Below are 26,899 nucleotides of genomic sequence, written 5' to 3'. Positions count from 1 at the left end.
GTCTCAGAGGGCCATGCCGCGCGGCCGCACGCTGACCTCGTCGCTGACGATGGCCTGCAGGCCCTCGGCCGTGCGCACCTGCAGCTCGCCGGTCCACGAGACGCCCTCGCACAGGCCCGTGCGGCCGTCGCTGAGCACCACCTCGCGCCCGCGCAGCACGTCGCGCGCCGCGAAGCGCTCGGCGAACGGCGCGAAGCCGCGCGCGCCGAACGCGAGCACGTCGCGCACCAGCGGCGGGATCAGCTCGGCCAGCACCGCGGGAGACGTGGCGTCGGGGCGCCACTGGCGCATCCAGGCGGGTGGCGTGCGCATGCCCTCGGCATCGCGCGCGCCGATGTTCACGCCGATGCCGATGACCACGTAGCGCGACGGCGGTGCATCGCCCGCGGCACCGGCGGCACCGCCTGCATGCGGCAGCGCGGTCTCGATCAGGATGCCCACGAGCTTGCGCTCGTCGACCCAGAGGTCGTTGGGCCACTTGAGCCCGAGCCTCGCCTCGCCCGTGGGATCGAGGTTCTCGGCCAGGCTGACCCCGACCGCGAGCGAGAGCCCCGACCAGTCGGCCGGCGCGAGCGGCAGGCCCAGCGAGAAGGTCAGCGACGGCGCGACATCGTCGCCGGGCTGCTGCGCGCTCTGCCAGGGCCGGCCGAGCCGGCCGCGGCCCGCGGTCTGGCGCTCGGCGACCAGCAGCACGGGCTCGGTCCGCCCGGCGCGCGCGCGCCGCATGAGTTCGGTGTTGGTGGAATCGATCTCGCCGACCACCTCGGCCGCGAAGCCCGGCAGCAGGGGGGCGAGCGCCGCGGCGATCCGCTCCTCGTGCCACTGCAGGGCACTGCCGCCGGCGGCCATGCTCAGAGCCCGCCGTTGCCGGCCGCGGCGGGGGCCGCCTCGGCGACCGTCTCGGTCTTCTTCGCCTTGGCCGGCTTGTCGGCCTTCGGCGCCTTGTCCTTCTTCTTGCCGTCCTTCTTGTCCGCCTTCTTTTCCGACTTCTTCTCGGCTTTCTTTTCGGACTTTTTCTCGGCCTTCTTGTCGGCCTTCTCCTTCTCGGCCTTCTTCGCTTCCTTCTTCTTCGCCTTCTTCTTTTTCTTCTTGTCCTCTTCCTCGTCGTCCTTCGGCGTGAGCAGCGTGCCGCGGCATTGCTCGGAGCCGCAGTAGCACGGGAACTCCGACAGCAGCTTCTCGGTGTACGGCTCGTCGATGATCAGGCCGTAGTCGTAGTTGAGTTCCTCGCCGGCCGCGATGTTGCGCAGCGCCTTGATATAGACGCGCCCATCGACCTCGTCGGCCTCGCAGTTGGGCTCGCACGAGTGGTTGATCCAGCGGGCCGCATTGCCGTCGACGTTGCCGTCGATCACGCGTCCGTCATCGATATGGAAGTAGAAAGTGTGATTCGGCTGGGCCGGATCGTGCGGATGGCGGCGCAGTGCCTCCTTCCACGTGATGATCTCGCCCTTGTACTCGATGATCCGCTCGCCTTCGGCCAGGTCCTGCACCGCGAACACGCCGTTGCCATGGACGGAGGAACGCCGCGTCTGAATTCGGCGGGCGTTGGAAAGTGGGGATTTGGAAGGCATCGCCGAAGTCTGTTAGTTTGAATATGCACACATGCGCGTGCGCGTGTGCGCACGCGAGAAGCCGCCGAGTATAGAGAGAGCCCATGGCACTGCGCGCATGGCCCGCGAGCCGGCTTGGCGAAACAGTTGAGAGAGCACAGATGACGAAGACATTGGTTATTGCAGAAAAACCGTCGGTGGCGCAGGACATCGTGCGTGCGCTCACGCCGGTGGCCGGCAAGTTCGACAAACACGACGAGCACTTCGAGAACGACCAGTACGTCGTGACCAGCGCCGTCGGCCACCTGGTGGAAATCCAGGCGCCCGAGGAGTTCGACGTCAAGCGCGGCAAGTGGAGCTTCGCCAACCTGCCGGTGATCCCGCCGCACTTCGACCTCAAGCCGGTGGACAAGACCAAGACCCGCCTCAACGCGGTGGTCAAGCAGGCCAAGCGCAAGGACGTGACCCAGCTCGTGAACGCCTGCGACGCGGGCCGCGAGGGCGAACTGATCTTCCGCCTGATCGAGCAGTACGCCGGCGGCAAGACGGGCCTGAACAAGCCGGTGCGACGGCTGTGGCTGCAGTCGATGACGCCGCAGGCGATCCGCGACGGCTTCGACTCGCTGCGCACCGAGAAGCAGATGCAGGGCCTGGCCGATGCCGCGCGCTCGCGCTCCGAGGCCGACTGGCTGGTGGGCATCAACGGCACGCGCGCGATGACGGCCTTCAACTCGCGCGACGGCGGCTTCTTCCTCACCACCGTGGGCCGGGTGCAGACGCCCACGCTGTCGGTGGTGGTCGAGCGCGAGGAGCAGATCCGCAAGTTCGTCTCGCGCGACTACTGGGAAGTGCACGCCAGCTTCCTGGCCGAAGCCGGCCACTATCCGGGCAAGTGGTTCGACCCGGCCTGGAAGAAGGCCAGCGCGCCGCTGCTGCCCAGCGGCGAGCCCGACCCCGAGCAGCGCGCCGACCGGATCTGGAACGAGCGCGACGCGCTCGCCATCGCGCAGGCCGCGCGCGGCAAGCCCGCCAGCGTCACCGAGGAGAGCAAGCCCACCACGCAAGCGTCGCCCCAGCTGTTCGACCTGACCTCGCTGCAGCGCGAGGCCAACAGCCGCTTCGGCTTCTCGGCCAAGACCACGCTGGCGCTGGCCCAGAGCCTGTACGAACGCCACAAGGCGCTGACCTACCCGCGGACCGACTCGCGCGCCCTGCCCGAGGACTACCTGCCGGTGGTCAAGCAGACCATGGGCATGCTCGCCACCAGCGGCATGCGCCACCTCGCACCGTTCGCGCAGCAGGCGATCGACCAGAACTACGTGAAGCCGAGCAAGCGCATCTTCGACAACGCGAAGGTGTCGGATCACTTCGCGATCATCCCGACCCTGCAGGCGCCCAGCGGCCTGTCGGAAGCCGAGCAGCGCCTCTACGACTTCGTGGTGCGCCGCTTCCTGTCGGTGTTCTTCCCGAGCGCCGAATACCAGGTCACGACCCGCATCAGCACGGTGGCGCAGGCCGGCAGGAACTACGCCTTCCGCTCCGACGGCAAGGTGCTGGTCAAGCCGGGCTGGCTCGCGATCTACGGCAAGGAAGCCGTCAGCGATGACGACGAGAAGGACGGCAAGAACCTGGTGCCGGTGAAGCCCGGCGAGATGGTGCTGGCCGAGACCGTCGACACCAAGGGCCTGAAGACGCGCCCGCCGGCGCGCTACTCCGAAGCCACGCTGCTCGGCGCCATGGAAGGCGCGGGCAAGACCATCGACGACGAGGAACTGCGCGAGGCCATGCAGGAGAAGGGCCTGGGCACGCCAGCCACGCGCGCGGCCACCATCGAAGGCCTGATCGCCGAGAAGTACATGCTGCGCGAGGGCCGCGAGCTGATCCCGACCGCCAAGGCCTTCCAGCTGATGACGCTGCTGCGCGGCCTCGGCGTGGAGGAACTCTCCAAGGCCGAGCTCACCGGCGAGTGGGAATACAAGCTCGCGCAGATGGAGAAGGGGTCGCTGAGCCGCGACGCTTTCATGCGCGAGATCGCGGCGATGACCGAGCACATCGTCAAGAAGGCCAAGGAGTACGACCGCGACACCGTGCCCGGCGACTACACGACGCTGGCCACGCCCTGCCCCAACTGCGGCGGCGTGGTGAAGGAGAACTACCGCCGCTACGGCTGCACCGGCAAGAGCGGCACCGGCGAGGACGCCTGCGGCTTCTCGTTCGGCAAGTCGCCGGCCGGGCGCACCTTCGAGGTCGCCGAGGCCGAGGCGCTCCTGCGCGACAAGCACATCGGCCCGCTCGAGGGCTTCCGCTCCAAGGCCGGCTGGCCCTTCACCTCCGAGATCGTGCTCAAGTACGACGAGGAGGCGAAGAACTGGAAGCTCGAGTTCGACTTCGGCGACGACAAGAACGAGGACAGCGGCGAGATCGTCGACTTCAGCGAGCAGGACACGGTCGGCCCCTGCCCGATCTGCGGCGCGCCCGTGTTCGAGCACGGCAGCAACTACATCTGCGAGAAGTCGGTGCCCACCAACGCCCAGCCCACGCCGAGCTGCACCTTCAAGACCGGCAAGATCATCCTGCAGCAGCCGGTGGAGCGCGCGCAGATGGAGAAGCTGCTGGCCACCGGCAAGACCGACCTGCTCGACAAGTTCGTCTCGATGCGCACGCGCCGCGCCTTCAAGGCCTTCCTGACCTGGAACGCGGAAGAAGGCAAGGTGACCTTCGAGTTCGCGCCGCGCGAGGGCGGCAGCAAGTTCCCGCCGCGCAAGACCTTCGGCAAGGCCGCGCCGGCCGGCAAGACCGCCGCCGCCAAGAAGGTGGCGGCGAAGAAGGCGCCCGCGGCCAAGAAGGCACCGGCCGAGAAGAAGGCGCCGCGCAAGACCGGCGCCGGCCTCAAGCCCAGCGACGCGCTCGCCGCGGTGATCGGCAACGAGCCGGTGGCGCGCACCGAGGTGGTCAAGAAGCTCTGGGACTACATCAAGGCCAACGGCCTGCAGGACGCGAAGGACAAGCGCTCGATCAATGCCGACGCCAAGCTCAAGCCGGTGTTCGGCAAGGACCAGGTGACGATGTTCGAGCTCGCGGGCATCGTGGGCAAACACCTCACGGCGCTCTGAGCCATGCGGCGCAGAAGCTTCGCAGGCACGGCCGCCGGCCTCGCGCTGGCACTGCTTTCCGTCGGGGCTCCGGCCCAGGCCGCCGACTGGCCCGACAAGCCCGTCAAGCTGGTGGTGCCCTTCCCGCCCGGGCAGGCCACCGACATCTTCGCGCGCGCGCTCGCCGAGCAGCTCGGCCGGCGGCTGGGCCAGCCGGTGATCGTCGACAACAAGGCCGGTGCCGGCAGCAACATCGGCACCGAGTTCGTGGTGCGTTCGGCGCCCGACGGCTACACGCTGGTGGTGGCCGGCAGCGCGATGGCGGTCAACCAGACGCTCTACGCCAGGCCCGGCTTCGACCCGCGCCGCGACCTCGTGGGCATCTCGCTGATCGCCAAGGTACCGCTGGTGTTCCTCGCCACGCCCGAGAGCGGCATCCGCACGCTGGGCGAGCTCACCGCGCGCGCCAAGGCCGAGCCCGGCCGGCTCAGCTACGCGAGCGCCGGCATCGGCGGCACGCAGCATCTGTCGGGCGAGATGTACAAGTCGGCGGCGCATGTGTTCGTCACGCACATTCCGTACCGGGGCAGCGGGCCCGCGCAGGCCGACTTCCTCGGCAACCAGGTGCCGCTGATGATCGATTCGGTGACCGCCGCGCTGCCGCAGATCAAGGCCGGCAAGGCGATCCCGCTGGCCGTGACCTCGGCCACGCGCTCCTCGCAGCTGCCCGAGGTGCCGACCGTGCGCGAGAGCGGCGTGGCCGGCACGCGCGACTTCGAGGCCGTGGGCTGGCTCGGCCTGATGGCGCCGCGCGGCACGCCGCCCGAGGTGCTGGCGCGCCTGAACCGCGAGGTGACCGAGATTCTGAAGAGCGAGCAGATGGCGCGCTTCATCCGCGAGCGCGGCTCGGAGCCGGCGCCCACGACCGGGCCCGAGTTCGACCGCTTCGTCGCGAGCGAGATCGGGCTCTGGGGCGCGGCCGTCAAGGCCTCGGGCGCGAAGCCCGAATAGCCCGTTGCGTCAGGCCGGCGTGAAGTCGGTCGACAGCGACAGCGATTCCCACGCGCTCAGTTCCTCCTGCAGCGCAGCCAGCTTCTCGCGCACCGCCTTCACCGCGTCGCTGCCCAGCAGCAGGTGCGCGGGCGGCGTCGGCGCTTCGACGATGCGCAGCATGGCGCGCGCGGCCTTCACCGGATCGCCCGCCTGCTTGCCGCTGCGCGCCAGCCGCGCCTCGCGCACCGGGCCCAGCACCGGTGCGTAGTCGGCGATGGTCTGCGGCGCGCGCACCATCGAGCGGCCGGCCCAGTCGGTGCGAAAGCCACCCGGCTCCACGGCCGTGACATGGATGCCGAAGCTCGCCACTTCCTTGCCGAGCGCCTCCGAAAGGCCCTCGAGCGCGAACTTGCTGCCGTGGTAGATGCCGAGCCCCGGAAAGGTGACGATGCCGCCCATCGAGGTGATGTTGAGGATGTGGCCGCGGCGGCGCGCGCGCATGAAGGGCAGCACCGCCCTGGCGACGGCGACCGCGCCGAACACGTTGACCTCGAACTGGCGGCGCACCTCGTCGAGCGAGGATTCCTCCAGCGTGCCTTCGTGGCCGTAGCCGGCGTTGTTGACCAGCACGTCGATGGCGCCGACGCCGGCCTCGACCTCGGCCACCACGCGCTCGACCTCGTCGTGGCGCGTCACGTCGAGCAGGCGGCCGAAGGAACGGCCGGGCTGCAGCGCGTCGAAGGCGGCGCGCGCGGCCTCGTCGCGCAGGGTGCCGACCACGCGGTGGCCGGCGGCCAGCGCCTCCTGCGCGAGCGCGCGGCCGAAGCCGGTGCTCACGCCGGTGATGAGCCAGGTGCGCTGGGGTGAAGAAGAAGCGGGAGCGGATGTCATGGCGGTGTCCTCTGGGTGTCGTGTGCCCTGAATGTGCGCCCGGCTTGCGCCTTTGATAAGCCGCCCGGCGAGCGAAGCGGCTTGCAGTTTTTCTTCAAGATCGCGCGCCGCGGGAACCCGGCGTGCCGCGGCGGCACCAACGACAAGACCCCGCGCGCGGGGTCTTGTTACATGCGCGCCATGGTGCGCGGCCTATAGTCGTTCGATCCACCCCTGGGGACAGATTCCATGAAGTCATTGATTGCCACCGCCTTCGCCCTTGCCATGGGCTTCTCGCTCGCGGGCTGTGCCTCGTCCTCGCGCACCGCCGATGCCGGCAGCACCGCCTCGTCGGGCAGCGGCGTGACGGTGTTCGGCACCGTCGACGCCGGCGTCAGCGGCTACTCGACCAAGTCCGAGCGCCGCTGAACCGGCGCGGCGCTCAGCGGCGGCGCCGCAGCAGCGCCTGCTGCAGCACGCGCGCCGCGCGGTCGCGGATCTTGCCGGGCGCGCCGCGCAGCGTGGTCTTCGGCGCCACCTTGGCGGTGGCGCAGGCCCACAGAAAGTCGTGCAGGATCGGTGTGTCGTCCACGGTCTCGGTGCTGCCGTACTTGTGGAATTCGGGGTGCCACTGCGTGGCCGCGATGTAGCTGCGGCCGCGCTCGGGCCGGCGGCGGATCGCCTCGGCCACCCGGTCGGGCAGGCTCCAGGCCTCGACCTCGAAACCGGGCGCGAGGTCCTTCACGCCCTGGTGGTGGATGCTGTTGACGCGCGCGGTCTGCACCTCGGGATAGAGCTTCGCGAGCCGCGTGCCCGGCACGATCCCGATCTGGTGGAAGTTCTGGTCGTAGGTCACCGGATCGCGGTGGCGCAGCGTCTCGGGATGGCCGTGCTGCTCCTCGATGTCCTGGTAGAGCGTGCCGCCGAAGGCCACGTTGATGAGCTGCAGCCCGCGGCACACGCCGAAGATCGGCTTGCCGGCCTGCTCGAAGGCCTCGACCAGCGCGAGGTCGTAGAGGTCGCGGATGCGGTCCCCGATCCAGGCGTCCTTGAGCGGCACCTCGCCATAGCTGCCGGGCCAGACGTCGGCCCCGCCGTGCATCACCACGCCATCGAGCCACTCGGCGTAGTGCGACAGCTTGGTGTCGCCGCGCGCGGTCTCGCCCGTGGGGCAGGGCACCATCACCACCATCGCGCCGGCCGACATCAGCCAGTGGGCGATCGACTGCTCGACGTACTGCAGGGTCTTGTTGGTGAACAGCGAGCGCGCCGGATCGGCGTGCGAGAAGCAGGCGGACAAACCGATCTTGAGTCGGGCGGAGACGGGCTGGGGCATCTCGTTGGGTTCCCTGTGAGCGAAATTCATTCTGCGCCCACCGAACTTCGGTCGTGTGTCAGCCGAACCCGCGAAGTATCCTGTCGAGCCCACAAGGAGACACCGCATGCAGACGATCAAGGGGCCCGCCATCTTCCTGGCCCAGTTCGCGGGCGATACCGCGCCCTTCAACTCGCTCGACGCGATCGCCGGCTGGGCCGCGGGCCTGGGTTACAAGGGCGTGCAGATCCCGAGCTGGGACGCGCGGCTGATCGACCTGAAGAAGGCCGCCGAGAGCGGGACCTACTGCCAGGAGATCCAGGGCACGCTCGCCGCGCACGGCCTCTCGATCACCGAGCTCTCGACCCATCTGCAGGGTCAGCTCGTCGCGGTGCACCCGGCCTACGACGCGGGTTTCGACGGCTTCGCGGCGCCCGAGGTGCGCGGCAATCCGGCGGCGCGCCAGCAATGGGCGGTGCAGCAGCTGCACTACGCGGCGCAGGCCTCGGCGAACCTCGGCCTCACGGCGCACGCGACCTTTTCGGGCGCGCTGGCCTGGCCCTACCTGTACTCGTGGCCACCGCGCCCGCCGGGACTGATCGAGGAGGCCTTCGACGAGCTCGCGCGCCGCTGGCGCCCGATCCTCGATGCCTTCGACGCCGCGGGCGTGGACGTGGGCTACGAGATCCATCCGGGCGAGGACCTGCACGACGGCGTGAGCTACGAGATGTTCCTCGAGCGCGTGAACAACCATCCGCGCGCCTGCCTGCTCTACGACCCGAGCCACTTCGTGCTGCAGCAGCTCGACTACCTGGCCTACATCGACCACTTCCACGAGCGCATCAAGATCTTTCACGTGAAGGACGCCGAGTTCAACCCGACCGGCAAGCAGGGCGTGTACGGCGGCTTCCAGAAGTGGATCGACCGCGCCGGGCGCTTCCGCTCGCTGGGCGACGGGCAGGTCGACTTCAAGGCCATCTTCTCGAAGATGGCGCAGTACGACTTCCCGGGCTGGGCGGTGCTCGAGTGGGAGTGCTGCATCAAGCACCCCGAGGACGGCGCGCGCGAGGGTGCGAAGTTCATCGCCGACCACATCATCCGCGTGGCCGACCGGGCCTTCGACGACTTCGCGGCCGGCGGCGTGGACGTGGCGGCCAACCGGCGCGTGCTCGGCCTCGACTGACGCAGCCGTTCAGCGGTGCAGCGGGCAGCCGTTGCGCTCGCTGCGAAATTCCGACGAGGCCGCATAGGCCGCCTTGCGCGCGCGCATCACGCCGCCCAGCGGCCGGTGCGCCGCGAGCGCCTGCCAGGGGCTGAAGGCCATGCCGTCGTCCATCTCGCGCGACAGCTCCTCGCTCCAGCCCGGCTGAGGCGCGGCCAGCACGCGCGCGACCGTCACGAAGGGACTGAGTTCCTGCGGCCATTCGACCGAGGCGTCCTCGACCGGCATGCGCTCGAGGTCGACGCACAGCTGGGCCCGCAGCTCCCACTCGCCGCCGTGCGTGCGCAGGAAGTCCATCACCGCCTCGCGCGTGCCGTCGGGCTTGCCGTCCAGATGCAGTTCCGCCTTCTCGAGCGCGATCAACGCATCGGACACCGGCGCGAGCTGCAGCTTGGCGATGTGATCGCCGAAGCGAATCGGCACCTGCGTGAAGAAGGTCGCGCCCAGCGGATGGGTCAGCGGATGCGCGCCCAGCGCGACCAGCTTCGCGCTCGAGCCGCCCGCGACCTCGATCAGCTTCTCGATGCTCTGCAGCACGCCCGACAGCAGCAGCTTGCCGGTCGGCGCGCGGTCGGTGGTGGCGGCGAGCAGCTTGAGGCTGCGCAGGAAGCCACGCGCGTCGGGCGCGACGAACACCGGGCCGTCGACGAACAGGAAGTCCTGCGTGGTGTGGTCCTCGGAGCCCTCGACGCGCTCGCCCTCGACATCGAACACCTTGAGCGCCATGCCGCGCGGCAGCGAGATGCGGTCGTCGAGCACCTCGGCCGGCGGCGTCGACAGCCGCATCGCCGCGCGATGGCGCCCCGGCCTGGCGAACAGGCCCTGCGCGTACTCGGGCGGCAGGCCCTCGGGCACGACGAGTTCGGCATGCAGCAGGCCGTGGCTCTTGGCGTGCACGGCGCGCATGGCATGGCCGGTGTGCTCGGCCACGGTCTGCGCCATCTCGCGCAGCGTCGCCACCAGCTCGATCTGGGTCTGGGCCTCGTCCTCGCGCTCGGTCTCGACGGAGGGATCGAAGCGCACCGGAGTGCGGGCATGCGTGGCGGTGTCGTTCATGGTCGAGGCTCCTTTGGCATCCTGGGTCGGACCATTGAGCGTGGCGCCCCCGGCGCGCGGTGTAGGCCGTCGGCTCCCGTGACTGCGCTCGACCGCCTGCACGGGAGGCCGCGTCAGCCGGCGCGCGCGAGCTGCGCCACGCGCCGGATCGCGTCGTCGATGCGCGCGGCCTCGATCAGCCCGTAGCCGAAGGCCAGGCCCTCGGGCACGTCGGCCGCATGCGGATCGAGCGCATAGCGCGACAGCGGCGCCAGCGCGATGCCGGCCTCGGCCGCGCGCCGGGCCAGCAGGTCGGCGCGCAGCGGCGCATGCAGCCGGGCCGACAGATGCAGGCCGGCCTGCGAGGGAATGGCCTCGAACAGGTCCGCGCCGTGGCGCACCAGCGCCTCGAGCAGCGCAAGACGGCGCTCGCCGTAGACCTTGCGCATCCTGCGGATGTGGCGCACCAGGTGGCCTTCGGCGATGAAGTCGGCCAGCGCGTCCTGGCCCAGCACCGGGCTGTGCCAGTCGGCCAGCTCGCGCATGCGCACCAGCGCCGCGCGCGCCCACGGCGGCGCCACCACGAAGCCCAGGCGCAGCGCGGGAAAGAGGCTCTTCGAGAAGGTGCCCACGTAGCAGACCGAGTCGGCGCGGTCCAGCGTCTGCAGCGCGTCGAGCGGGCGGCCGGCGAAGCGGAATTCGCTGTCGTAGTCGTCCTCGATCACCACCGCTTGGCGCTCGCGCGCGAAGGCCAGCAGCGCGGCGCGCCGCGGCGTCGACATGGCGACGCCGGTGGGGAACTGGTGCGAGGGCGTCACGCAGACCACGCGCGCCTCGGCCGGCAGCCGGTCGACGCACAGGCCCTCGGCGTCGGTGGGCACGGGCACCACCTTCGCGCCGGCGGCCGCCAGGGCCTCGCGCAGCGAGGGATAGGACAGTTGCTCGACCGCCACCACCGTGCGCCCCGGCACGACGAGGACGCGCGCGAGCAGCCCGAAGGCCTGCTGCGCGCCGGCGGTGACGACGATGTCGTCGGCGCCGCAGCCGACCGCGCGCGTGAAGGACACGTGGCGCGCGATCGCCTCGCGCAGCGCGGGCTGGCCGCGCGGATCGGCGTACTGCGCCGCTTCGCCGCCGCCGCGCGCGATGCGGCGCAGCGCGCGGTCGGACAGCCGGCGCCAGATGTCGAAGGGCAGCGCGCTCGCATCGGGCAGGCCGACGCGGAAATCGTCGCGCGCCGGGCGCTGCTGCAGCGTGGGCGGCAGGTCGGCGCCGGGCACGCGCGGCGGGACCAGGCGTGGATCGCGGCGGGGCGTGCCGGCCTCGGTGGGCGCGGCGGTGCGTGGCGCCCGGCCGCGGCGCGAAGCCGGCAAGGTATCGGCCACGTAGGTGCCGGCCCCGGGACGGGCGACCAGGTAGCCCTCGCTGAGCAGCAGGTCGTAGGCCGCCAGCATGGTGTTGCGCGACACGCCCAGGCGCTGCGCGAGCGCGCGCGTGGCGGGCAGGCGGGCGCCGGGCCGCAGCCGACCGTCGAGGATGGCGGCATGCAGCTGCCGGTGCAGCTCGCGCAGCAGTTCGCGCGAGCCGGCCGCGGGCAGCTGCAGGGACAACTCGAAAAGTGGCTCCATGGAATTGGCCGATTGTGGTTCTTTTGAGGAACCAATCGTAAGCCTACGCTGGACCCCATCGAATGCTCGACGGAGAAACGCCATGCACCACGCCCCCTCTTCTTCCACCGCGCCCGAGCGCCTGCCGCTCAGCCTCGCCTGGCTCGCGCTCGGCGCTTTCGCAATCGGCACCGAGAGCTTCATCGTCGCCGGCCTGCTGCCCGTGCTCGCGGCCGACCTGCGGATCAGCCCCACGCACGCGGGCCAGCTCGTGCTGCTGTTCGCGCTCAGCTATGCGATCGGCTCGCCGCTGATGGCCGCGGCCTGCGCGCGCTTCGGCCGTCGGCCGCTGCTGGTCGCGAGCCTCGCGGCCTTCAGCGGCCTCACGCTGCTGGCGTCGATGGCGCAGGGCTTCGGCCAGCTCGCGCTGGCGCGGCTGGCGCTGGGCCTGGTGGCGGGCGTGTTCGTGCCGACGGCGAGCGCGGTGGCGGCCTCGCTGGTGTCGCCCGCGCTGCGCGGCCGAGCACTGGCGATCGTGACCGGCGGCGGCACGCTGGCGGTGGCGCTCGGCGTGCCGCTGGGCGCCTGGATCGCGGGCTGGGGCGGCTGGCGCACGGCCTACCTGCTGATCGCCGCGCTGGGCCTGGTCGCGACCGTGGGACTGGCGGCCGGGCTGCCGCGCCGGCTCGCGGCGGCGGCGCCCGCCGCATCGGGCGGCGCGGCCTTCGCCGTGCTGCGCGCGCCGGGCGCGCTGGCCGGGCTCGGCGTCAGCGTGCTCTGGACCACGGGCGGCTTCAGCTTCTACACCTACATCGCGCTGTTCCTCTCGCGCACGGTCGGCATCGGCCCCGAAGGCATCGGCGCGGTGTTCGTCGCCATCGGCGTGGCGGCGGCGCTCGGCACCGCGGCCGGCGGCTGGGCCACCGACCGTTTCGGCGCCGACCGGGTGGCGCGCGGCTTCGCGCTGCTGCTGGTGGCGGTCCTCGGCGGGCTCTCGCTGGCGGCCCAGGCGCTGCCGGGCGGCCTGGCGCTGCCGACGGTGGTGGGCCTGGCGGCGCTGTGGGGCTTCGCGGGCTGGGGCTTCGGGCCGGCGCAGGCGGTGCGGCTGATCCGGCTGGCGCCCGAGCGCGCGCCGATGACGCTGTCGCTCAACGCCTCGGCGATCTACCTCGGGATCGCGGCCGGCTCGCTGTTCGGCGGCGTGGCGATCGCGTGGTTCGGCGTGAGCGCCGTCGGCTGGGTGGGCGCGGCCTGCCAGCTCGTCGGCGTGCTGCTGCTGGCCCACGGCCGCCGGCGCGGCGGCGGCGCGGTCGCGCGGGTCGGGGAGCCCGCGGCGGCCTGAGGGCTTTCAGCTACTTTTTTGATAGCAATATCGGCCGATTTGTCGCGCGTTCGCGCCAGTCGCGGCCGAAACCTGAGCAACAGTCATGCCAGTCCGGTTACAATGCCGGGTTCGTTTCGATACTACGACGAAGTCTTTTCTCGTCACCCCACCGGTTGGCCGATTGGCACCGAGGCCCCCTGAACCCGATTTGAAATCCCCGGGTTCCGCACCTCCCCCGCCAGGCACGCCGGTTTTTGCCGTGTGTTGGAGCGCCAGTTCCGGCGCCCATGATTGCCACCACGGTCTTCGTTCATGTTGAAGCGAGCAGAGCGCGTCCCCGCTGCGCCGTGTGTGTCGGCCGGCCGTCGCGCCTGAAACCAAACACGACGGATTTCATTCATATCCAACAGACAACGAAGATTCGAGGTAAAGCATGCCGAAGGAAGAACTGATCGAAATGAACGGCGCAGTGACCGAAGTCCTGCCCGATTCGCGCTACCGCGTCACGCTCGACAACGGTCACCAGCTGATCGCCTACAGCGGCGGCAAGATGCGCAAGCACCACATCCGCATCCTGGCGGGCGACAAGGTGTCGCTGGAACTCTCGCCCTACGACCTGACCAAGGGCCGCATCACGTTCCGTCACCTGGAACGCCGCGGTCCTCCGCCGTCGGGTCCCGGCGGCAACAACGGCGCCCAGCGCCGCTGAACGAGCGGCACGCGCCGACCGTCGCAGCCCCCGAGGGCCTTGCAGCACTGTCGCCCCGGCGGCGGGCTGCAAGGCCCTGATTTTTTTCCTCCCCACGTCTTTCCACCGTCTCTCACGCCTCCGCCGGGCTTGCTGGCGGCCACGCCATGACCACCACCTCCCCCGACGATTTCGCCACCCTGTCGCTCGCGCCGCAGATGCTGGCCAACCTGGCGCAGCTCGGCTACGCGCGCATGACGCCGATCCAGGCCGCGAGCCTGCCGAGCGCGCTGCTCGGCAAGGACCTGATCGCCCAGGCCAAGACCGGCAGCGGCAAGACCGCCGCCTTCGCGCTGGCGCTGCTGGCCAACCTCAATCCGCGCCGCTTCGCGGTGCAGGCGATGGTGCTGTGCCCGACGCGCGAGCTGGCCGACCAGGTCACGACCGAGATCCGCCGGCTGGCGCGCGCGGAAGAGAACATCAAGGTGGTCACGCTGTGCGGCGGCGTCGCGCTGCGCGGGCAGACCGCGAGCCTGGAGCACGGCGCCCACGTGGTGGTGGGCACGCCGGGGCGGATCATGGACCACCTCGAGCGCGAGAACCTCACGCTCGACGCGCTCAACACGCTGGTGCTCGACGAGGCCGACCGCATGCTCGACATGGGCTTCTTCGACGACATCGTGACCGTGGCGCGCCAGTGCCCGAAGGAGCGCCAGACGCTGCTGTTCTCGGCCACCTACCCCGAGGGCATCGCCAAGCTCGCGCAGCAGTTCATGAAGGACCCGCAGCAGATCGCGGTGCAGGCCCAGCACACGGGCAGCGCGATCCGCCAGCGCTGGTACCAGATCAAGGACGGCGAACGGCTGCACACCGTGAGCCGGCTGCTCGACCACTTCCGCCCGGCCAGCACGCTGGCTTTCTGCAACACCAAGCAGCAGTGCCGCGACCTGGTCGACGTGCTGCAGGCGCAGGGCTTCAGCGCGCTCGCGCTGTTCGGCGAACTCGAGCAGCGCGAACGCGACCAGGTGCTGGTGCAGTTCGCCAACCGCAGCTGCTCGGTGCTGGTGGCCACCGACGTGGCGGCGCGCGGCCTGGACATCGCGCAGCTCGAGGCGGTGATCAACGTCGACGTGACGCCCGATGCCGAGGTGCACGTGCACCGCATCGGCCGCACCGGCCGCGTCGGCCAGCAGGGCGGCGCCGAGGGCCTGGCGCTGAACCTCGCGAGCATGGACGAGATGGGCTTCGTCGGAAAGATCGAGCAGTTGCAGGGCCGCGAATCCGAATGGCATGAGCTCGCCGAGCTCACGCCCGGAAAGGGCGCGCCGCTCGCGCCGCCGATGGCCACGCTGCAGATCGTGGGCGGGCGCAAGGAGAAGATCCGCGCCGGCGACGTGCTGGGCGCGCTGACCGGCGACTGCGGCTATGCGAAAGAGCAGGTCGGCAAGATCAACGTCAACGAGTACTCGACCTACGTCGCGGTCGAGCGCGGCATCGCCGCCGAGGCGACGCGCAAGCTCAACGACGGCCGCATCAAGGGCAAAAGCGTCAAGGTCCGGCTGCTGGATCTCTGAGGTCGCCCGCGAGCGCCGCCGCGCCGCCGGCGGCCGAGGTGGGCGCGACCGGCGCATCGAGCACCGGCGCCGCGTCTTCGGGCGGCGCCGGCGCGATGTCCTCGCGCAACGCCAGCCGGTTCGCGAGCCGGAACGCCACCGTCACCGCGAGCACGCCGAAGATCGAGGCGCCCACCGCCTGCCCGATCAGCACGCCGGCCGCGCCGTACTGCGCGCCCCACCAGACGAAGGGCACCGTGCCCACGGTCGCGCGGCCCCAGTTGAAGACCGTCGACAGCAGCGGATGGCCGAGGTTGTTGAACGAGGCATTGGCCACGAACAGGCCGCCCGCGAAGAAGAAGCTGGCCGCCAGCCAGCTGCAGAACAGCGCGATCAGCTCGGCCGAGACGCCGTCGGCCGAGAAGGCGCGGATCAGGACGTCCTGCCCCAGCGCCAGCACCGCCCAGGCCACCGCCACCGACACGCCCATGACCAGCAGGCTGTCGCGCAGCCCCTGGCGTACGCGCCGGTACTGCCCGGCGCCGAGGTTCTGCGCCAGGATCGGCCCGACCGCGCCGCTCAGCGCATAGACCAGCCCGAAAGCCACCGGGCTCACGCGGTCGATGGTGGCGGCGCCGGCCACGGCCGCGGGCCCGAACTGCGCGATGGTGTGGGTGACGAAGGCGGCGCTCACCGGCGTCGCGAGATTGGTCAGCACCGCCGGCCCGGCCACCGCGGCCATCGCGCGGGCATCGGCAGCCAGCTGCTTCGGCTCGAAGCGGCCCAGCATGCGGTGCCGCACCGCCACGCCGTGCAGCCCGACCGCGGCCAGCGCCAGCCGCGAGAACACGGCGCTCACGGCCGCGCCGTCGAGCCCCATGCCGAAGCCGAAGATCAGGATCGGGTCGAGCACCGCGGTGACGAAGGCGCCAACCAGGGTGACCATCATGGCGCGCCGCGCGTCGCCGACCGCGCGCAGCAGCGCCGAGCAGGCCATGCCGATCCCGAGCAGCGGCATCGTGTGCACCGTGATCGCGAGGTAGCGCTGCGCGAAGCGCGCGGTCTCGCCCTCGGCGCCCAGCGCATGCACGGCCGGGCCGAGGAAGAAGGCGGTGCCGCTGCCGGCCACCAGCGAGATCGCCGCCATCAGCACCAGGCTCGCGGTGGCGATGCGGCGCGCATCGTGCGCGCGGCCCGCGCCCACGGTGCGCGAGACCACGGCCGCGATGCCGATCATCAGCCCGATGCACAGCGAGGTGTGGAAGAAGCCGACCACGCCCGCGAAACCCACGGCCGCGGCGATGGCCTTCTCGCCGAGCAGCGAGATGTAGAACAGGTTGATCAGGTCGACCGCGAACACCGCGATCAGGCCGATGGCGCCGGTGCCCGCCATCACGCAGACATGGCGCAGCAGCGAGCCCGTGACGAACCTCGGCCGGGCCATGTCTCCCCCCATTGCGCTTTCTGGCATGCAAAATCCTCGCTGTGGCCTAATTACGCCTTCGAACTTCACTTTTACCCGAGCTTTCCATGCCCAAGAAAATCCGTACCGAAGCCGACCGTCTCGCCAGCCCGAAGCCCGTGCCCCTGCCCGGCTTCACCCTGCCGCGCAACGGTGGCGGCCAGAAGGTCAGCCTCGAGCGCGGCACCGCGACGCGCAGCAAGAAGAACCCCGGCAAGCGCGCCAAGAAGGGCGGCTGATCCGGCCTTCGCCGCCACGACCCGCCGGGCCGGTGGTGCGAAACCCCGACAAACGCGCCCGCGGGCGCGTTTCGTCGTTGAGGGGCCCCTGCCAGGGGCTATAACCCTTCGATGTCCGACGACAACCAGATCCTGATCCCGCCCTCGTTCTTCGCCGTCTACACCGACGCGCGGCAGCGGCTGCGCGAACCCATCGGCGTGGTGCGCGAGCGCTACGAGATCTGCGAGGACCTGGCCAGCCACCTGGTGGGCCATGCGCAGATCCAGCACCACACCGAGGTGCCGGTCGAGAGCGAGATCCTGGCGCGCATCCGTGCCGGCCTGGCGGTGCCCGAGGCGGGCCTGCAGCCGGCCGAGGCCGACTGGGTGGTGCAGCGGCTGGCCGAGCTGCTGGGCTGGCCCGGGCCCGAACCGGTGCCGTCCGGGGACTGAAGCCGGCGGCGCCGCCATGCTGCTCCAGGTCGGCGAACTCGCGCGGCGCACCGGGCTCACGGTGCGCACGCTCCATCACTACGACGCCATCGGCCTGCTCGCGCCCTCGGCGCGCTCGGAGGCCGGCTACCGGCTCTACGGCCCCGACGACATCGCGCGGCTGCACGCGATCCAGGCGCTGCGGCTGCTCGGGCTGCCGCTGGCCGAGATCGGCGGGCTGCTGGGCGCGGGCGGCGAATCGCTGCCCGCGATCGTCGCGCGCCAGATCGCCGCGCTCGACCGGCAGATCGCGCAGGCCACCACGCTGCGCGAGCGGCTCGCGCTGCTCGAACAGCGGCTGGCCGAGGGCGGCCGGCCCGACACCGGCGACTGGCTCGCGACGCTCGAGCAGATGAGCACCTACGGCCGCTACTTCAGCCCGGAGGAGATCCGTGCGCTGATGGCGAACTGGAAGGCGGTGGCCGACCAGTGGCCGCCGCTGATCGCCGAGGTGAGCGAGCGCATGGCGCGCGGCGTGCCGGCCGATGCGCTCGAGCTGCAGCCGCTGGCCGCGCGCTGGATGACGCTGATGGGCCAGTGGATGGACGGCAACTACGACCTGATCGAGCGCTGGGGCGAGATGTACCGCAGCGAGCCGGTGGCGCGGCGCGACGACGGCCCCTCGGCCGCGCTGATCGGCTACATCGAAGAGGCCATCGGCCTGCGCATGGCCGCGCTGCTGCGCCACCTCGACGCCGAGGACTTCGCGCGCCTGGGCACGCCGCCCGACGCGGCCTGGCGCCGGCTCTCGGGCGAACTCGAGGCCCTGCAGGCCCGGGGCGCGGCGCCCGGCGACCCGGCCGTGCAGGCGATCGCGCGCGAGTGGGCCGCGCTGTTCGATGCCTTCTGCGACCACGACCCGGGCATCGCGGCCCGGCTGATGCAGGCCATGGCCACCGAGCCCGTGCTGCAGGCCGCGGCGGTGACCGCGCCGCCGGTGCGCGAGCTGCTGCTGCGCGCCATGGCGACGCTGCGCGCGGCCTGAAAAACCCGCTCGTCCCCGCTTGACCCTGACGTTGCGTGAGGCCCAACAGTGGCCGCATGAACAACGCCAACCCCCCTCCTTCCGCCCCGCAACGTCTGCACGCGCTCGACAACCTGCGCGCCCTCATGATGTGGCTGGGCATCGTGCTGCACGTGGCCCTCAACCACCTCACCGTCGCCTCGCCGCTGCCCTGGCGCGACCCGCAGACCTCGCGCGTCGCCGACCTGCTGCTGCTGTTCATCCACGGCTTTCGCATGCCGGTGTTCTTCGTGCTCGCGGGCTTCTTCGTCGCGCTGCTGATCGAGCGGCGCGGCGCCGGCGGCATGCTGCGCAACCGCGCGCTGCGGCTCGCCCTGCCCTTCGCGCTGTTCTGGCCGCCGCTGTTCGTGCTGACCACGCTGCTCGCGATGGTCTACATCCACCTCACGGTGCGCGGCGTGCCGGGACTCGACGCGGCGCTGGCGCCGCCGCGCCCGCCGGGCGGCTCGCCGTTCAACACGCTGCACCTGTGGTTCATCTACCAGCTGTTCTGGTTCTGCGTGCTGGCCTGGGCCGGCGCGAAGCTGGGCCGCTTCGTGCCGGCGCGGCTGCGCGCGGGCTTTTCGCGCGGCTTCGCGCTGCTGGCACGCCAGCCCTGGGGCGTCCTGGTGCTGGCGCTGCCGCTGGCCGTGGCCGGGTCCTTCCATCCCACGGGCCTGGCGCCGCAGAGCGGCTCCTTCCTGCCGCCCTGGGGCGAATGGGTGCACAGCGGCCTGTTCTTCGTGTTCGGCCTGTGCCTGCACGGGCGGCAGGAGCTGTTCGCCCGCTTCGCCGCGCGCTGCCAGGGCCTGGCGCTCGCGGGCCTGGGCTTCTTCGGCGCGACGCTCGTGCTGCTGGGCGCCGCGCGCGGCACGGCGCCCTTGCCGCATGCCGCCTTCTGGATCGCCTTCGCCTACGGCACCGCCGGCTGGCTCTGGAGCCTGGCGCTGATCGGCGCCTTCGTGCGCTGGCTGCCGCGGCGCAACGGCGTGCTCGACTACCTCTCGCGCAGCTCCTACTGGGTCTACCTGGTCCACATGCTCGGCACCGTCGGCTTCGGCGCCCTGCTGTTCCATGCGCCGCTGGGCGCGCTCGCGAAGATGGGCCTGAACATCGCCGCCACCTCGCTCGTGGCGCTCGCGAGCTACGAGCTGCTGGCGCGCCGCACGCCGATCGGCCGGCTGCTCAACGGTCAGCGCGAGGCGAAGCGCTCGAGCAGGAAGTCGACGAAGGCGCGTGTCTTCGCGGCCAGGTGACGCGAGGGATAGACGGCATAGACCGGCGTGCGGTCGGCCTCCCAATCTTCCAGCACCGCCTCGAGCCGGCCCGCGGCCAGTTCGTGCGCGACGTAGATGCGCGGGATCAGGCTCAGGCCGAAGCCCGCGAGCAGCGCGTCGCGCACGGCGAGGCTGGAGCTGACCTTGTAGCGCCCGTCGACCGGCACCGCCACGCTGCGACCGGCGCGGCGGAAGGTCCACTTGTGGGCATGGCCCGAGAGCGTGAACTGCACGCAGTCGAAGGCCTTCAGGTCCTCGGGCCGCGCGGGCCGGCCACGGGCGGCGAAATAGGCCGGCGCGCCGCACAGCACGTGGGTCATGGTCGTGAGCTCGCGTGCCACCAGGCTCGAATCCTCGAGCCGGTCGCTGCCGCGGATCGCGAGGTCGTATCCGCCGCCGATCAGGTCGGTGCGCGCGTCCTGCAGGTCGAGCTCGAGCCTCAGGTTCGGATGGCGCTCCATGAAGGCCGGGATGCCGGGCGAGATGCAGGTCAGCGCGAAGGTCAGCGGCGCGCTGACCCGCAGCACGCCCGACGGGCTGCTGCCCATCGGCGCGAGCGCGGCGTCGGCCTCGCTCAGGTCGTCGAGGATGCGCGAGAGCCGCTGGTGGTAGGCCGCGCCGGCCTCGGTGAGGCTCATGCTGCGCGTGGTGCGGTTGATGAGCCGCACCTTCAGGTGCGCCTCGAGCTCGGCGATGTTCTTGCTGACCGCGGCGGCCGACAGCCCGAGCTGGCGCGCCGCGCCCGCGAAGCTGCCGCTGGTGGCGGCGGTGCGGAAGACGTGGAGGGCGGTGAGATGGTCCATGATCCACAACCATTGGTAATGAATCAATTCATTATTCAGACATTCACAACCAGCGGTCAATTGAATAGATTCAAGCTTCCATGACCGACACCACCGACCGCAGCGCCCGCCCTCCCGCCCGGGGCGCCGACATCCTGCTGACCGCCGCCGCGCCCGCGATCTGGGGCAGCACCTACATCGTCACCACCGAGCTGCTGCCCGCGAACTACCCGCTCACGGTCGCGATGCTGCGCGCGCTGCCCGCTGGCCTGCTGCTGCTGGCCATCGTGCGGCAGCTGCCCGAGCGCGCCTGGTGGGGCCGCATCCTGGTGCTGGGCGCGCTCAACTTCTCGCTGCTGTGGGCGATGCTGTTCATCGCGGCCTACCGGCTGCCGGGCGGGGTGGCGGCCACGATCACCTCGCTGCAGCCGCTGATGGTGGTGTTCCTCGCGAGCGCGCTGCTCGGCACGCGGGTGCGCGCGCTGTCGGTGGTGGCGGCCGCCGTGGGCTTCGGTGGCGTGGCGCTGCTGGTGCTCACGCCGCAGGCCAGGCTCGACGCGGTGGGCATCGCGGCGGCGCTCGCGGGCGCGGTGTCGATGGCCTTCGGCACCGTGCTGGCGCGGCGCTGGCAGCCGCCGGTCTCGGCGCTGACCTTCACCGCCTGGCAGCTCACCGCGGGCGGCCTGCTGCTGCTGCCGGTGGCGCTGTGGCTCGAACCGGCCCTGCCGCCGCTCACGGCCACCAACTGGCTGGGCTTCGGCTGGCTCGGGCTGGTGGGCGCCGCGCTGACCTACATCCTGTGGTTCCGCGGCGTGGCGCGGCTGGAGCCGGCCGCCATCGCTTCGCTGGCCTTCCTGAGCCCGGTGACGGCCGTGATCCTCGGCTGGGTGCTGCTGGGCCAGCGGCTGTCGCCGCTGCAGGTGGCGGGCATCGCGATCGTGATCGCGAGCATCTGGCTGAGCCAGCATGCGCAGCGCGGGGCGCTGCCCACGGCGGCGCGGCCGGCTACGCGCTGAAGTTTCAGGCCGCCGTGGCCTGCTTCAACAGGCTCAGGTAGCCGGGCTGCACCTCCATGCGCGCGGTCGTGCCGCCGCGCTGCAACAGCCGGTGCGCCTGCGGCAGGCTCCAGCACGGCAGGCTGGTGAACATGTGGTGCTCGCAGTGGTAGTTGACCCAGTAGGGCGCGATGAAGATGCGCTCGGCCAGGTTGGCATGCGTGGTGCGCGCCTGGCGCAGCGGATCGGCCTCGTTCTGCGCCACCAGCGCATGCTCGGCGATGTTGCGCACCCGGCTCACGAGCGGCAGCCAGGTCGCCATGGGCAGCAGCCACATCAGGACCCAGGCCCACCAGTAGCCCGCCAGCGCGAAGGCCAGCAGCCCGAGGCCGTTGGCGAGAAAGAAGCGGCGGTCCTTCGCGAGTTCGCGGCCGAACGCCTTCAGCGCCGATTCGCCCGGCGCGCGCTGGCGGATGCCTTCGGCGATATGGCCGAAGCGCTGCTTGTAGAAGGTCTGGCCGCTGAGGTCGCGCACGACCTTGCGCCACATCGAGGCGCGCGAGATCGGGAACGGCGCCGACAGCACGAGGTCGGGGTCCTCGGTCTGCTGTACGAAGCGATGGTGCTGCAGGTGGTACGGCCGGTAGTCGCGCAGGGTGGACGAGCACAGCCAGTGGCCGACCCAGTCGTTGACGCGCCGGTTGCGGTGCAGCCCCGCATGGGCCGCGTCGTGCATCAGGATGAACAGGCCGAGCTGGCGCGCGCCGACGATCGGCACCATCAGCGGAATGGTCCATGGCCAGACGATGCCCACCAGCATCGCGAGGCCGATGACGCCCCAGCAGTGCGCGACCAGCCACAGCCCCTTCCACGACGAGCGCGCGGTCAGCGCCTGCCATTCGTCGGTGCTGAAGAAATCCTCGGGACGGGCTCGGGGTGCGGCGGCCATCGGGTCAGTATGCGCCGCGGGTTCGGGCGATGCACGCGGACTTCCCCGCAGGCCCGCGCAGCCTCCTAGCGGTCGATGATCTTGCGCGCGAAGCGCTCGAGGTAGTCCATCAGCCGGTCGGCGCCCGCGGTGGCGGCGGCCTCGTCGCCGGTGGCGATGCCCTGCGCGAGTTCGAGGTGGGCGTTGGCGCCCTCGACGATCTCGCCCTGGTGCTGGTAGGCGTACCAGAAGCGGCGGCACTGCACGATCAGCGGCGTGACGGCCTTGACGGCCGAGTCGTTGTGGCTGGCCTGGTGGTTCACCAGGTCGAGCGCATGGTCGGCGCGCATGTAGCCGTCGAGGTCGCCGCGCGCGGCCGCCTCCACCATCTGCTCGGCGCAGCGCACGATCTCCTTGCGCTGCGGCGCGGTGGCGCGGCGCGCGGAGCAGGTGGCGATCAGTTGCTCGAGCACGCGGCGCGTCTGCACCACGTCGAGGTGGTCGGCGAGGTCGATGGTCGACACCAGCAGGCCGCGGCGCGCCTGCTGCACGACGAGGCCGATCGACACCATGCGCATCAGCGCCTCGCGCACCGGCGTGCGGCCCAGGCCGGTGCGCTCGGCCAGCTCGGCCTCGACGATCTGGCTGCCGGGCTCGAGCTGCAGCGTGGACAGCAGGGTCTCGATGGCGTCGTAGGCCATGTCGGCGGCGCGGCGCTTCGGGGCGGACGCTGGGGCAGGAGCGGGGATCGGAGCAGCCATGGAGGTTCGGGGACGCGGATCTGCGTAGTGTGGATCAGTCCGGGTCGCGCGCGCCCAGGCCGGCCAGCGTCGCGATGCGCACGAGCGACAGCGGCGGCCGCGGCGCGGGCGGCGTCCAGCCGAACAGGAACTGCGCGGCATCGCCGCACACGCGCCCCTGGCACGGCCCCATGCCGCAGCGCTGGTGCAGCTTGGCGTCGGTCCAGCCGCCGCAGCCGGCGAGCGCCGCGAGGGGCACGTCCTCGCAGCGGCACACCAGCGTGTCGGGCCGGGCCAGCGAGCGGATCGCGGGGCCGGGCGCGAAGCTGCGGTGCAGGCGCATGGCGAAGGCGTTCCAGCGCGCGCGCTCGGCGTATTGCAAGCGCGCGGCCTTGTCGTCGCCGACGGCCGCATGGCCCGCGATGGCGCCCTGCGCGAGCGCGCGTTCGCTGCCGCCGAAGCCCGTGCATTCGCCGGCCGCGTAGACGCCGTCCAGGCTGGTGGCCTGCCGCTCGTCGACGGCCAGCGCGAGCGTGCCGCTGTCGCCGAAGGGCGCGAGCGCGCAGCCGAGCATCTGGCCGAGCTGGGTGTTGGGCACGAGGCCGAAGCCGCAGGCCAGGCGCTCGCAGGCCATCTCCTGCAGGCGGCCGCCCTGGTTCAGGCGCACCGATTCAAGTTGCGTCGTGCCCAGTGCCTCGACCACGTGCGAGCCGGTGCGGTAGGCCACATCGGCCAGCGTCAGCGCCTGCATCGCCTTGCCGGGCCAGCGCGCGAGCCCCAGCGCGAAGCCCGCGACCGCGCCGAAGGCCGCCTGCTCGGCGATGCGCAGCACCTTCGCGCCGGCCTGGCGCGCGGTGGCCGCGGCCGCCAGCAGCAGCGGGCCGGTGCCGGCGACGACGATGCGCTCGCCCGCCACCGGCAGGCCGGCCTTGATCAGCGCCTGCAGGCCGCCCGCGCCGGTCACGCCGGGCAGGGTCCAGCCCGGAAAGGGCAGCAGGCGCTCGCGCGCGCCAGTGCACATCACGAGCCTGCCCCAGCGCAGGCGCCAGGCGCGCTCTGCTTCCTCGAGCAGCAGCTCGCGCGGCGCGCTGGCGGCCACCACGCGCGTGCCGCTGCGCACGCGCACGTTGGCGCGGGCGGCCAGCGCCTCGCGCAACCGGCGCGCGGCCGGCGGCAGGGTGGCGCCGGGACCGTCGCGCCAGATCTGGCCGCCGGGTGCGGGGTTGTCGTCGATCACGACGATGGCCGCGCCGCTGGGCGCGGCCGCCAGCGCGGCGGCCATGCCCGCGGGACCGGCGCCCACGATCAGCAGGTCGCAGTGTTCGAGGCCGATGGCGTCGGCGCTCATCGCAGGGTCTCCACGCGCATGCCTTCGCCGCAGACGGTCTGGCAGGCGAGGCGGCGACGGCCGTCGATGGCGACGCGGCATTCCTGGCAGATGCCCATGCCGCAGAAGGGCGCGCGCGGCTGGCCCGTGACGGAGACGCGCGCAACGCCCATGGCCGGGGTCGTGTCGGCGATGCGCAGCGCGGCGGCGACCGAGCTGCCGGCCGCGACGCGCACCTCACGGCCGTCGATTAACAACAAGGTCTGCGGCGCGGCGTTCATGCCACTTTCTCCAGCAGCCGTTCGGGCGCAAAAGGCCGCGCATCGAATGGCGGCGCGGTGCCCGTCATCAGCGCGACCAGCAGTTCGGCGCTGCCCGGCGCGGTGGTCACGCCCAGGCCTTCGTGGCCGAGCGCGAGCCACAGCTTCTCACGCCACGGATGCGCGCCCAGCAGCGGCAGGCCGTCGGGCGTGGCGGCGCGCAGGCCGGTCCAGCTGCGGATGGCGTTGAGTTCGCCGAGGCCCGGCAGGTAGTCGATCGCGCGCCGCAGCATGCGCGCGAGCATCGCGGGCTCGACCGCGGGATCGGTGGTGTCGAACTGCCGCGAGGAGCCGACCAGCAGTTGCCCCGTGGGCCGCGGCTGCACGTTGAAGGCGACCGAGTCGCCCTCGGCATGGTGCGCGCTGGTGACGTAGCCGAGCTCGACCAGCTGGTGCCGCACGGTGCCCGGATAGCGGTCGGTGATCAACAGGTGGCCCTTCTTGGGCCGCAGCGGCAGTTCGGGACACAGCGCGGCCGCCTCGAGGCCGGCGGCCAGCACGACCTGCGCGGCGCGGCGCCGGCCGCCGTCGGCCAGAAGCAGCGTGCCGTCGTCCTCGATGGCCTCGACCCGGGCCTGCTCGAATTCGATCGCGGCGCCCGCATCCGCGAGCAGCCAGCGCGCCGCGTTGGGCGCATAGAGGATGCCGTCGCCCGGCACCTCGAGCGCGCCCGCGAGGCCGGCGCGCAATGCCGGTTCGGCCGCGGCCAATGCCTTCGCGTCGAGCAGCCGACTCGCGGTGCCCAGCGCGGCGAGCCGCTCGCGCTTGCGTTCGGCCTCGGCCATCTCCGCGTCGTCGGCGGCGATCCAGAGCGTGCCGCAGGCACTGTGCGCGCAGTCGGCCGGCATGCGCGGCGCGAGCGCGCGCCACAGGTCGATCGAGCGGCTGCTGAGTTCGAGCTCGGCGCGGTTGTCGTCCATCGCCACGAGATGGCCCATGCCGGCGCCAGTGGCGCCGCCCAGGCGCGCATCGATCACGCGCACGCGGCGGCCGGCGCGCGCGAGCGCATGCGCGCAGGCGGCGCCGACGATGCCGGCGCCGATGACGATCGCGTCCGCGTCGGCCATCTGCAGCGTCAGAGGCGGATGCCCCAGCCGAAGGGATCGGCCTCGTCGATCAGCAGGGTGGCTTCGGCGCTGATGTGGGCGCGGCCGCGCAGGGTGGGGATGACGCGGCCGTCGTCGGCGGGCTCGTAGCTGGCCTCGAAGCGGCTGCCGATCACGCTGGCTTGCGTCCACACCTGGCCGGGCGCGAGCTTGCCGTCGGCCGCGAGGCAGGCGATCTTGGCGCTGGTGCCGGTGCCGCAGGGCGAGCGGTCGTAGGCATTGCCGGGGCACAGCACGAAGTTGCGGCTGTCGGCGCCGTCCGCGTCGTCGGCGAATAGTTCGATGTGGTCGATCTCCGCGCCGTCGGCGCCGGTGATGCCCTGCGCCGCGAGCGCGCGCCGCAGCGCGGCCGTGTAGCCGGTGAGCGCGGCGAGGTTGTCGCTCGCCACGCGCTGGCCGTGCGCGGCCTCGCTCACGAGGAAGAACCAGTTGCCGCCCCAGGCCACGTCGCCGCGCACCGTGCCATGGCCCGGCAGTTCGACGGCCACCTGGTGTAGGTGCCGGTACGCGGGCACGTTGCGCACGCTGACCGCGCCGTCCGCGTGCAGCGTGGTGGTGACGGTGCCCACGGGCGTCTCGATGCGGTGCTCACCGGGGCCGATGCGGCCCATGTGCGCGAGGCTCGCGACCAGGCCGATGGTGCCGTGGCCGCACATGCCGAGGTAGCCCGCGTTGTTGAAGAAGATCACGCCGGCCGCGGCATCGGGCACAACCGGTTCGCACAGCAGCGCACCGACCACGACGTCGCTGCCGCGTGGCTCGAGCACGGTGGCGGCGCACCACTGGTCATGATGCTCGGCCAGCAGCGCGCGGCGCTCGGCCATGCTGCCGCGGCCGAGGTCGGGAAAGCCGCCGGTCACGAGGCGGGTGGGCTCGCCGCCGGTGTGCGAGTCGATGATCTGGATGCGGTGCATGGGGGTGAGCGCATCGCCTTCCTTGAAGACGGCGATGCGTTGAAGGAAAAGGAGGAGGAAGGGGCCGCGGCCCCTTCCCGGAA

26 protein-coding genes are annotated in these 26,899 nt (G+C 71.7%); 12 read left to right on the top strand and 14 right to left on the bottom strand.

All coding sequences use genetic code 11. The features are described 5' to 3' along the window. Positions 1 to 3: 3 nt before the first annotated feature. A complete protein-coding gene (locus AC07RV_RS15920) occupies positions 4 to 849 on the bottom strand; it encodes a biotin--[acetyl-CoA-carboxylase] ligase (RefSeq protein WP_296774828.1) in 846 nt (281 codons plus the stop codon). Between the two features lie 2 nt (positions 850 to 851). Beyond that, positions 852 to 1,574, bottom strand: coding sequence for an SET domain-containing protein (locus AC07RV_RS15915; protein WP_296774827.1), 723 nt, complete (start codon positions 1,572 to 1,574; stop codon positions 852 to 854). Positions 1,575 to 1,714: 140 nt separating this feature from the next. Here AC07RV_RS15915 and AC07RV_RS15910 point away from each other — a divergent pair, with 140 nt between their 5' ends. Both AC07RV_RS15910 and AC07RV_RS15905 read left to right on the top strand, forming a co-directional pair. Beyond that, positions 1,715 to 4,666, top strand: coding sequence for a DNA topoisomerase III (locus AC07RV_RS15910; RefSeq protein ID WP_093351537.1), 2,952 nt, complete (start codon positions 1,715 to 1,717; stop codon positions 4,664 to 4,666). Between the two features lie 3 nt (positions 4,667 to 4,669). Next, the gene (locus tag AC07RV_RS15905; protein ID WP_296774824.1) at positions 4,670 to 5,656 is read left to right on the top strand and encodes a tripartite tricarboxylate transporter substrate binding protein; all 987 of its coding nucleotides are present in this window, start codon (positions 4,670 to 4,672) and stop codon (positions 5,654 to 5,656) included. 9 nt (positions 5,657 to 5,665) lie between these two features. On the opposite strand, the gene AC07RV_RS15900 is transcribed toward AC07RV_RS15905, so the two are convergent. Beyond that, on the bottom strand, positions 5,666 to 6,529 hold the full coding sequence (locus AC07RV_RS15900) for an oxidoreductase (protein ID WP_296774823.1): 864 nt from the start codon (positions 6,527 to 6,529) through the stop codon (positions 5,666 to 5,668). A gap of 228 nt (positions 6,530 to 6,757) precedes the next feature. Between AC07RV_RS15900 and AC07RV_RS15895 the strand changes: the two genes are divergently transcribed. Further along, positions 6,758 to 6,937, top strand: a complete 180-nt coding sequence (locus tag AC07RV_RS15895; RefSeq protein WP_093351542.1) for a hypothetical protein — start codon at positions 6,758 to 6,760, stop codon at positions 6,935 to 6,937. Positions 6,938 to 6,950: 13 nt separating this feature from the next. Here the strand turns inward: AC07RV_RS15895 and AC07RV_RS15890 are convergent, their stop codons facing one another. Further along, positions 6,951 to 7,844, bottom strand: coding sequence for a gamma-glutamyl-gamma-aminobutyrate hydrolase family protein (locus AC07RV_RS15890; RefSeq protein ID WP_093351544.1), 894 nt, complete (start codon positions 7,842 to 7,844; stop codon positions 6,951 to 6,953). Between the two features lie 106 nt (positions 7,845 to 7,950). On the opposite strand from AC07RV_RS15890, the gene AC07RV_RS15885 reads away from it, so the two are divergent. Beyond that, positions 7,951 to 9,006 (top strand): sugar phosphate isomerase/epimerase family protein, encoded by a 1,056-nt coding sequence (locus AC07RV_RS15885; RefSeq protein ID WP_296774821.1) that lies wholly within the window; start codon positions 7,951 to 7,953, stop codon positions 9,004 to 9,006. Between the two features lie 9 nt (positions 9,007 to 9,015). Here the strand turns inward: AC07RV_RS15885 and AC07RV_RS15880 are convergent, their stop codons facing one another. Both AC07RV_RS15880 and pdxR read right to left on the bottom strand, forming a co-directional pair. Beyond that, complete coding sequence (locus AC07RV_RS15880; RefSeq protein ID WP_296774819.1) at positions 9,016 to 10,101, bottom strand: catalase family protein; 1,086 nt, start codon at positions 10,099 to 10,101, stop codon at positions 9,016 to 9,018. Positions 10,102 to 10,214: 113 nt separating this feature from the next. Continuing rightward, the gene (gene pdxR, locus AC07RV_RS15875; RefSeq protein WP_296774818.1) at positions 10,215 to 11,708 is read right to left on the bottom strand and encodes a MocR-like pyridoxine biosynthesis transcription factor PdxR; all 1,494 of its coding nucleotides are present in this window, start codon (positions 11,706 to 11,708) and stop codon (positions 10,215 to 10,217) included. Between the two features lie 82 nt (positions 11,709 to 11,790). Between pdxR and AC07RV_RS15870 the strand changes: the two genes are divergently transcribed. From AC07RV_RS15870 to dbpA, 3 genes are all read left to right on the top strand, one after another. Then, positions 11,791 to 13,029 (top strand): MFS transporter, encoded by a 1,239-nt coding sequence (locus AC07RV_RS15870; protein WP_296774816.1) that lies wholly within the window; start codon positions 11,791 to 11,793, stop codon positions 13,027 to 13,029. 415 nt (positions 13,030 to 13,444) lie between these two features. Further along, positions 13,445 to 13,720, top strand: coding sequence for a translation initiation factor IF-1 (infA, locus tag AC07RV_RS15865; RefSeq protein WP_093351558.1), 276 nt, complete (start codon positions 13,445 to 13,447; stop codon positions 13,718 to 13,720). Positions 13,721 to 13,866: 146 nt separating this feature from the next. Next, positions 13,867 to 15,273, top strand: a complete 1,407-nt coding sequence (gene dbpA, locus AC07RV_RS15860; RefSeq protein WP_296774814.1) for an ATP-dependent RNA helicase DbpA — start codon at positions 13,867 to 13,869, stop codon at positions 15,271 to 15,273. Here the strand turns inward: dbpA and AC07RV_RS15855 are convergent. Further along, complete coding sequence (locus tag AC07RV_RS15855) at positions 15,248 to 16,696, bottom strand: MATE family efflux transporter (RefSeq protein WP_296774813.1); 1,449 nt, start codon at positions 16,694 to 16,696, stop codon at positions 15,248 to 15,250. The two genes, dbpA and AC07RV_RS15855, sit on opposite strands and share 26 nt — an antisense overlap. Before the next feature lie 86 nt (positions 16,697 to 16,782). On the opposite strand from AC07RV_RS15855, the gene AC07RV_RS15850 reads away from it, so the two are divergent. The 4 genes from AC07RV_RS15850 (at position 16,783) to AC07RV_RS15835 (ending at position 19,683) form a co-directional block, all read left to right on the top strand. Beyond that, positions 16,783 to 16,953 (top strand): hypothetical protein, encoded by a 171-nt coding sequence (locus AC07RV_RS15850; protein ID WP_172705803.1) that lies wholly within the window; start codon positions 16,783 to 16,785, stop codon positions 16,951 to 16,953. 111 nt (positions 16,954 to 17,064) lie between these two features. Further along, positions 17,065 to 17,385: a hypothetical protein gene (locus AC07RV_RS15845; protein WP_093351565.1), complete on the top strand. Its 321-nt coding sequence runs from the start codon at positions 17,065 to 17,067 to the stop codon at positions 17,383 to 17,385. A 16-nt stretch (positions 17,386 to 17,401) separates the two neighbouring features. Continuing rightward, a complete protein-coding gene (locus AC07RV_RS15840; RefSeq protein WP_296774810.1) occupies positions 17,402 to 18,409 on the top strand; it encodes a MerR family transcriptional regulator in 1,008 nt (335 codons plus the stop codon). Positions 18,410 to 18,465: 56 nt separating this feature from the next. After that, on the top strand, positions 18,466 to 19,683 hold the full coding sequence (locus tag AC07RV_RS15835) for an acyltransferase family protein (RefSeq protein WP_296774808.1): 1,218 nt from the start codon (positions 18,466 to 18,468) through the stop codon (positions 19,681 to 19,683). On the opposite strand, the gene AC07RV_RS15830 is transcribed toward AC07RV_RS15835, so the two are convergent. Next, positions 19,620 to 20,507, bottom strand: a complete 888-nt coding sequence (locus AC07RV_RS15830) for a LysR family transcriptional regulator (protein ID WP_296774806.1) — start codon at positions 20,505 to 20,507, stop codon at positions 19,620 to 19,622. The two genes, AC07RV_RS15835 and AC07RV_RS15830, sit on opposite strands and share 64 nt — an antisense overlap. Before the next feature lie 80 nt (positions 20,508 to 20,587). On the opposite strand from AC07RV_RS15830, the gene AC07RV_RS15825 reads away from it, so the two are divergent. Beyond that, entirely contained in the window at positions 20,588 to 21,502 is a 915-nt protein-coding gene (locus tag AC07RV_RS15825; RefSeq protein WP_208513064.1) for an EamA family transporter, read from the top strand. Positions 21,503 to 21,506: 4 nt separating this feature from the next. Here the strand turns inward: AC07RV_RS15825 and AC07RV_RS15820 are convergent, their stop codons facing one another. From AC07RV_RS15820 to AC07RV_RS15795, 6 genes are all read right to left on the bottom strand, one after another. Continuing rightward, positions 21,507 to 22,430, bottom strand: a complete 924-nt coding sequence (locus AC07RV_RS15820) for a fatty acid desaturase family protein (protein WP_296774804.1) — start codon at positions 22,428 to 22,430, stop codon at positions 21,507 to 21,509. A 65-nt stretch (positions 22,431 to 22,495) separates the two neighbouring features. Continuing rightward, positions 22,496 to 23,170, bottom strand: a complete 675-nt coding sequence (locus AC07RV_RS15815) for a GntR family transcriptional regulator (RefSeq protein ID WP_203203415.1) — start codon at positions 23,168 to 23,170, stop codon at positions 22,496 to 22,498. Between the two features lie 34 nt (positions 23,171 to 23,204). Then, a complete protein-coding gene (locus AC07RV_RS15810; RefSeq protein ID WP_296774799.1) occupies positions 23,205 to 24,497 on the bottom strand; it encodes an NAD(P)/FAD-dependent oxidoreductase in 1,293 nt (430 codons plus the stop codon). Continuing rightward, positions 24,494 to 24,757 carry a 2Fe-2S iron-sulfur cluster-binding protein gene (locus AC07RV_RS15805; protein ID WP_296774798.1) on the bottom strand — a complete coding sequence of 88 codons (264 nt, stop codon included), beginning with the start codon at positions 24,755 to 24,757 and terminating at the stop codon, positions 24,494 to 24,496. Before AC07RV_RS15805 ends, AC07RV_RS15810 begins: the two co-directional genes overlap by 4 nt. Next, on the bottom strand, positions 24,754 to 25,863 hold the full coding sequence (locus AC07RV_RS15800) for an NAD(P)/FAD-dependent oxidoreductase (RefSeq protein ID WP_296774796.1): 1,110 nt from the start codon (positions 25,861 to 25,863) through the stop codon (positions 24,754 to 24,756). Before AC07RV_RS15800 ends, AC07RV_RS15805 begins: the two co-directional genes overlap by 4 nt. An 8-nt stretch (positions 25,864 to 25,871) precedes the next feature. Continuing rightward, on the bottom strand, positions 25,872 to 26,816 hold the full coding sequence (locus tag AC07RV_RS15795) for a 4-hydroxyproline epimerase (RefSeq protein WP_296774794.1): 945 nt from the start codon (positions 26,814 to 26,816) through the stop codon (positions 25,872 to 25,874). Positions 26,817 to 26,899: the final 83 nt, after the last annotated feature.

It is taken from the genome of Variovorax sp. GW821-FHT09B01 (assembly GCF_059418345.1).
The sequence above is the reverse complement of the archived record's forward strand: the minus strand, read 5'-3'. Positions and strand labels throughout refer to the sequence as shown.

Coding starts and splice junctions, on each gene's coding strand:
- AC07RV_RS15905 (WP_296774824.1), top strand. CDS start 4,670: ATGCGGCGCAGAAGCTTCGCAGGCACGGCCGCCGGCCTCGCGCTGGCA.
- AC07RV_RS15795 (WP_296774794.1), bottom strand. CDS start 26,816: ATGCACCGCATCCAGATCATCGACTCGCACACCGGCGGCGAGCCCACC.
- infA (WP_093351558.1), top strand. CDS start 13,445: ATGCCGAAGGAAGAACTGATCGAAATGAACGGCGCAGTGACCGAAGTC.
- AC07RV_RS15825 (WP_208513064.1), top strand. CDS start 20,588: ATGACCGACACCACCGACCGCAGCGCCCGCCCTCCCGCCCGGGGCGCC.
- AC07RV_RS15870 (WP_296774816.1), top strand. CDS start 11,791: ATGCACCACGCCCCCTCTTCTTCCACCGCGCCCGAGCGCCTGCCGCTC.
- AC07RV_RS15835 (WP_296774808.1), top strand. CDS start 18,466: ATGAACAACGCCAACCCCCCTCCTTCCGCCCCGCAACGTCTGCACGCG.
- AC07RV_RS15840 (WP_296774810.1), top strand. CDS start 17,402: ATGCTGCTCCAGGTCGGCGAACTCGCGCGGCGCACCGGGCTCACGGTG.
- AC07RV_RS15900 (WP_296774823.1), bottom strand. CDS start 6,529: ATGACATCCGCTCCCGCTTCTTCTTCACCCCAGCGCACCTGGCTCATC.
- AC07RV_RS15910 (WP_093351537.1), top strand. CDS start 1,715: ATGACGAAGACATTGGTTATTGCAGAAAAACCGTCGGTGGCGCAGGAC.
- AC07RV_RS15830 (WP_296774806.1), bottom strand. CDS start 20,507: ATGGACCATCTCACCGCCCTCCACGTCTTCCGCACCGCCGCCACCAGC.
- AC07RV_RS15805 (WP_296774798.1), bottom strand. CDS start 24,757: ATGAACGCCGCGCCGCAGACCTTGTTGTTAATCGACGGCCGTGAGGTG.
- AC07RV_RS15895 (WP_093351542.1), top strand. CDS start 6,758: ATGAAGTCATTGATTGCCACCGCCTTCGCCCTTGCCATGGGCTTCTCG.
- AC07RV_RS15845 (WP_093351565.1), top strand. CDS start 17,065: ATGTCCGACGACAACCAGATCCTGATCCCGCCCTCGTTCTTCGCCGTC.
- AC07RV_RS15890 (WP_093351544.1), bottom strand. CDS start 7,844: ATGCCCCAGCCCGTCTCCGCCCGACTCAAGATCGGTTTGTCCGCCTGC.
- AC07RV_RS15810 (WP_296774799.1), bottom strand. CDS start 24,497: ATGAGCGCCGACGCCATCGGCCTCGAACACTGCGACCTGCTGATCGTG.
- AC07RV_RS15800 (WP_296774796.1), bottom strand. CDS start 25,863: ATGGCCGACGCGGACGCGATCGTCATCGGCGCCGGCATCGTCGGCGCC.
- dbpA (WP_296774814.1), top strand. CDS start 13,867: ATGACCACCACCTCCCCCGACGATTTCGCCACCCTGTCGCTCGCGCCG.
- AC07RV_RS15815 (WP_203203415.1), bottom strand. CDS start 23,170: ATGGCTGCTCCGATCCCCGCTCCTGCCCCAGCGTCCGCCCCGAAGCGC.
- pdxR (WP_296774818.1), bottom strand. CDS start 11,708: ATGGAGCCACTTTTCGAGTTGTCCCTGCAGCTGCCCGCGGCCGGCTCG.
- AC07RV_RS15915 (WP_296774827.1), bottom strand. CDS start 1,574: ATGCCTTCCAAATCCCCACTTTCCAACGCCCGCCGAATTCAGACGCGG.
- AC07RV_RS15885 (WP_296774821.1), top strand. CDS start 7,951: ATGCAGACGATCAAGGGGCCCGCCATCTTCCTGGCCCAGTTCGCGGGC.
- AC07RV_RS15820 (WP_296774804.1), bottom strand. CDS start 22,430: ATGGCCGCCGCACCCCGAGCCCGTCCCGAGGATTTCTTCAGCACCGAC.
- AC07RV_RS15850 (WP_172705803.1), top strand. CDS start 16,783: ATGCCCAAGAAAATCCGTACCGAAGCCGACCGTCTCGCCAGCCCGAAG.
- AC07RV_RS15855 (WP_296774813.1), bottom strand. CDS start 16,696: ATGGCCCGGCCGAGGTTCGTCACGGGCTCGCTGCTGCGCCATGTCTGC.
- AC07RV_RS15880 (WP_296774819.1), bottom strand. CDS start 10,101: ATGAACGACACCGCCACGCATGCCCGCACTCCGGTGCGCTTCGATCCC.
- AC07RV_RS15920 (WP_296774828.1), bottom strand. CDS start 849: ATGGCCGCCGGCGGCAGTGCCCTGCAGTGGCACGAGGAGCGGATCGCC.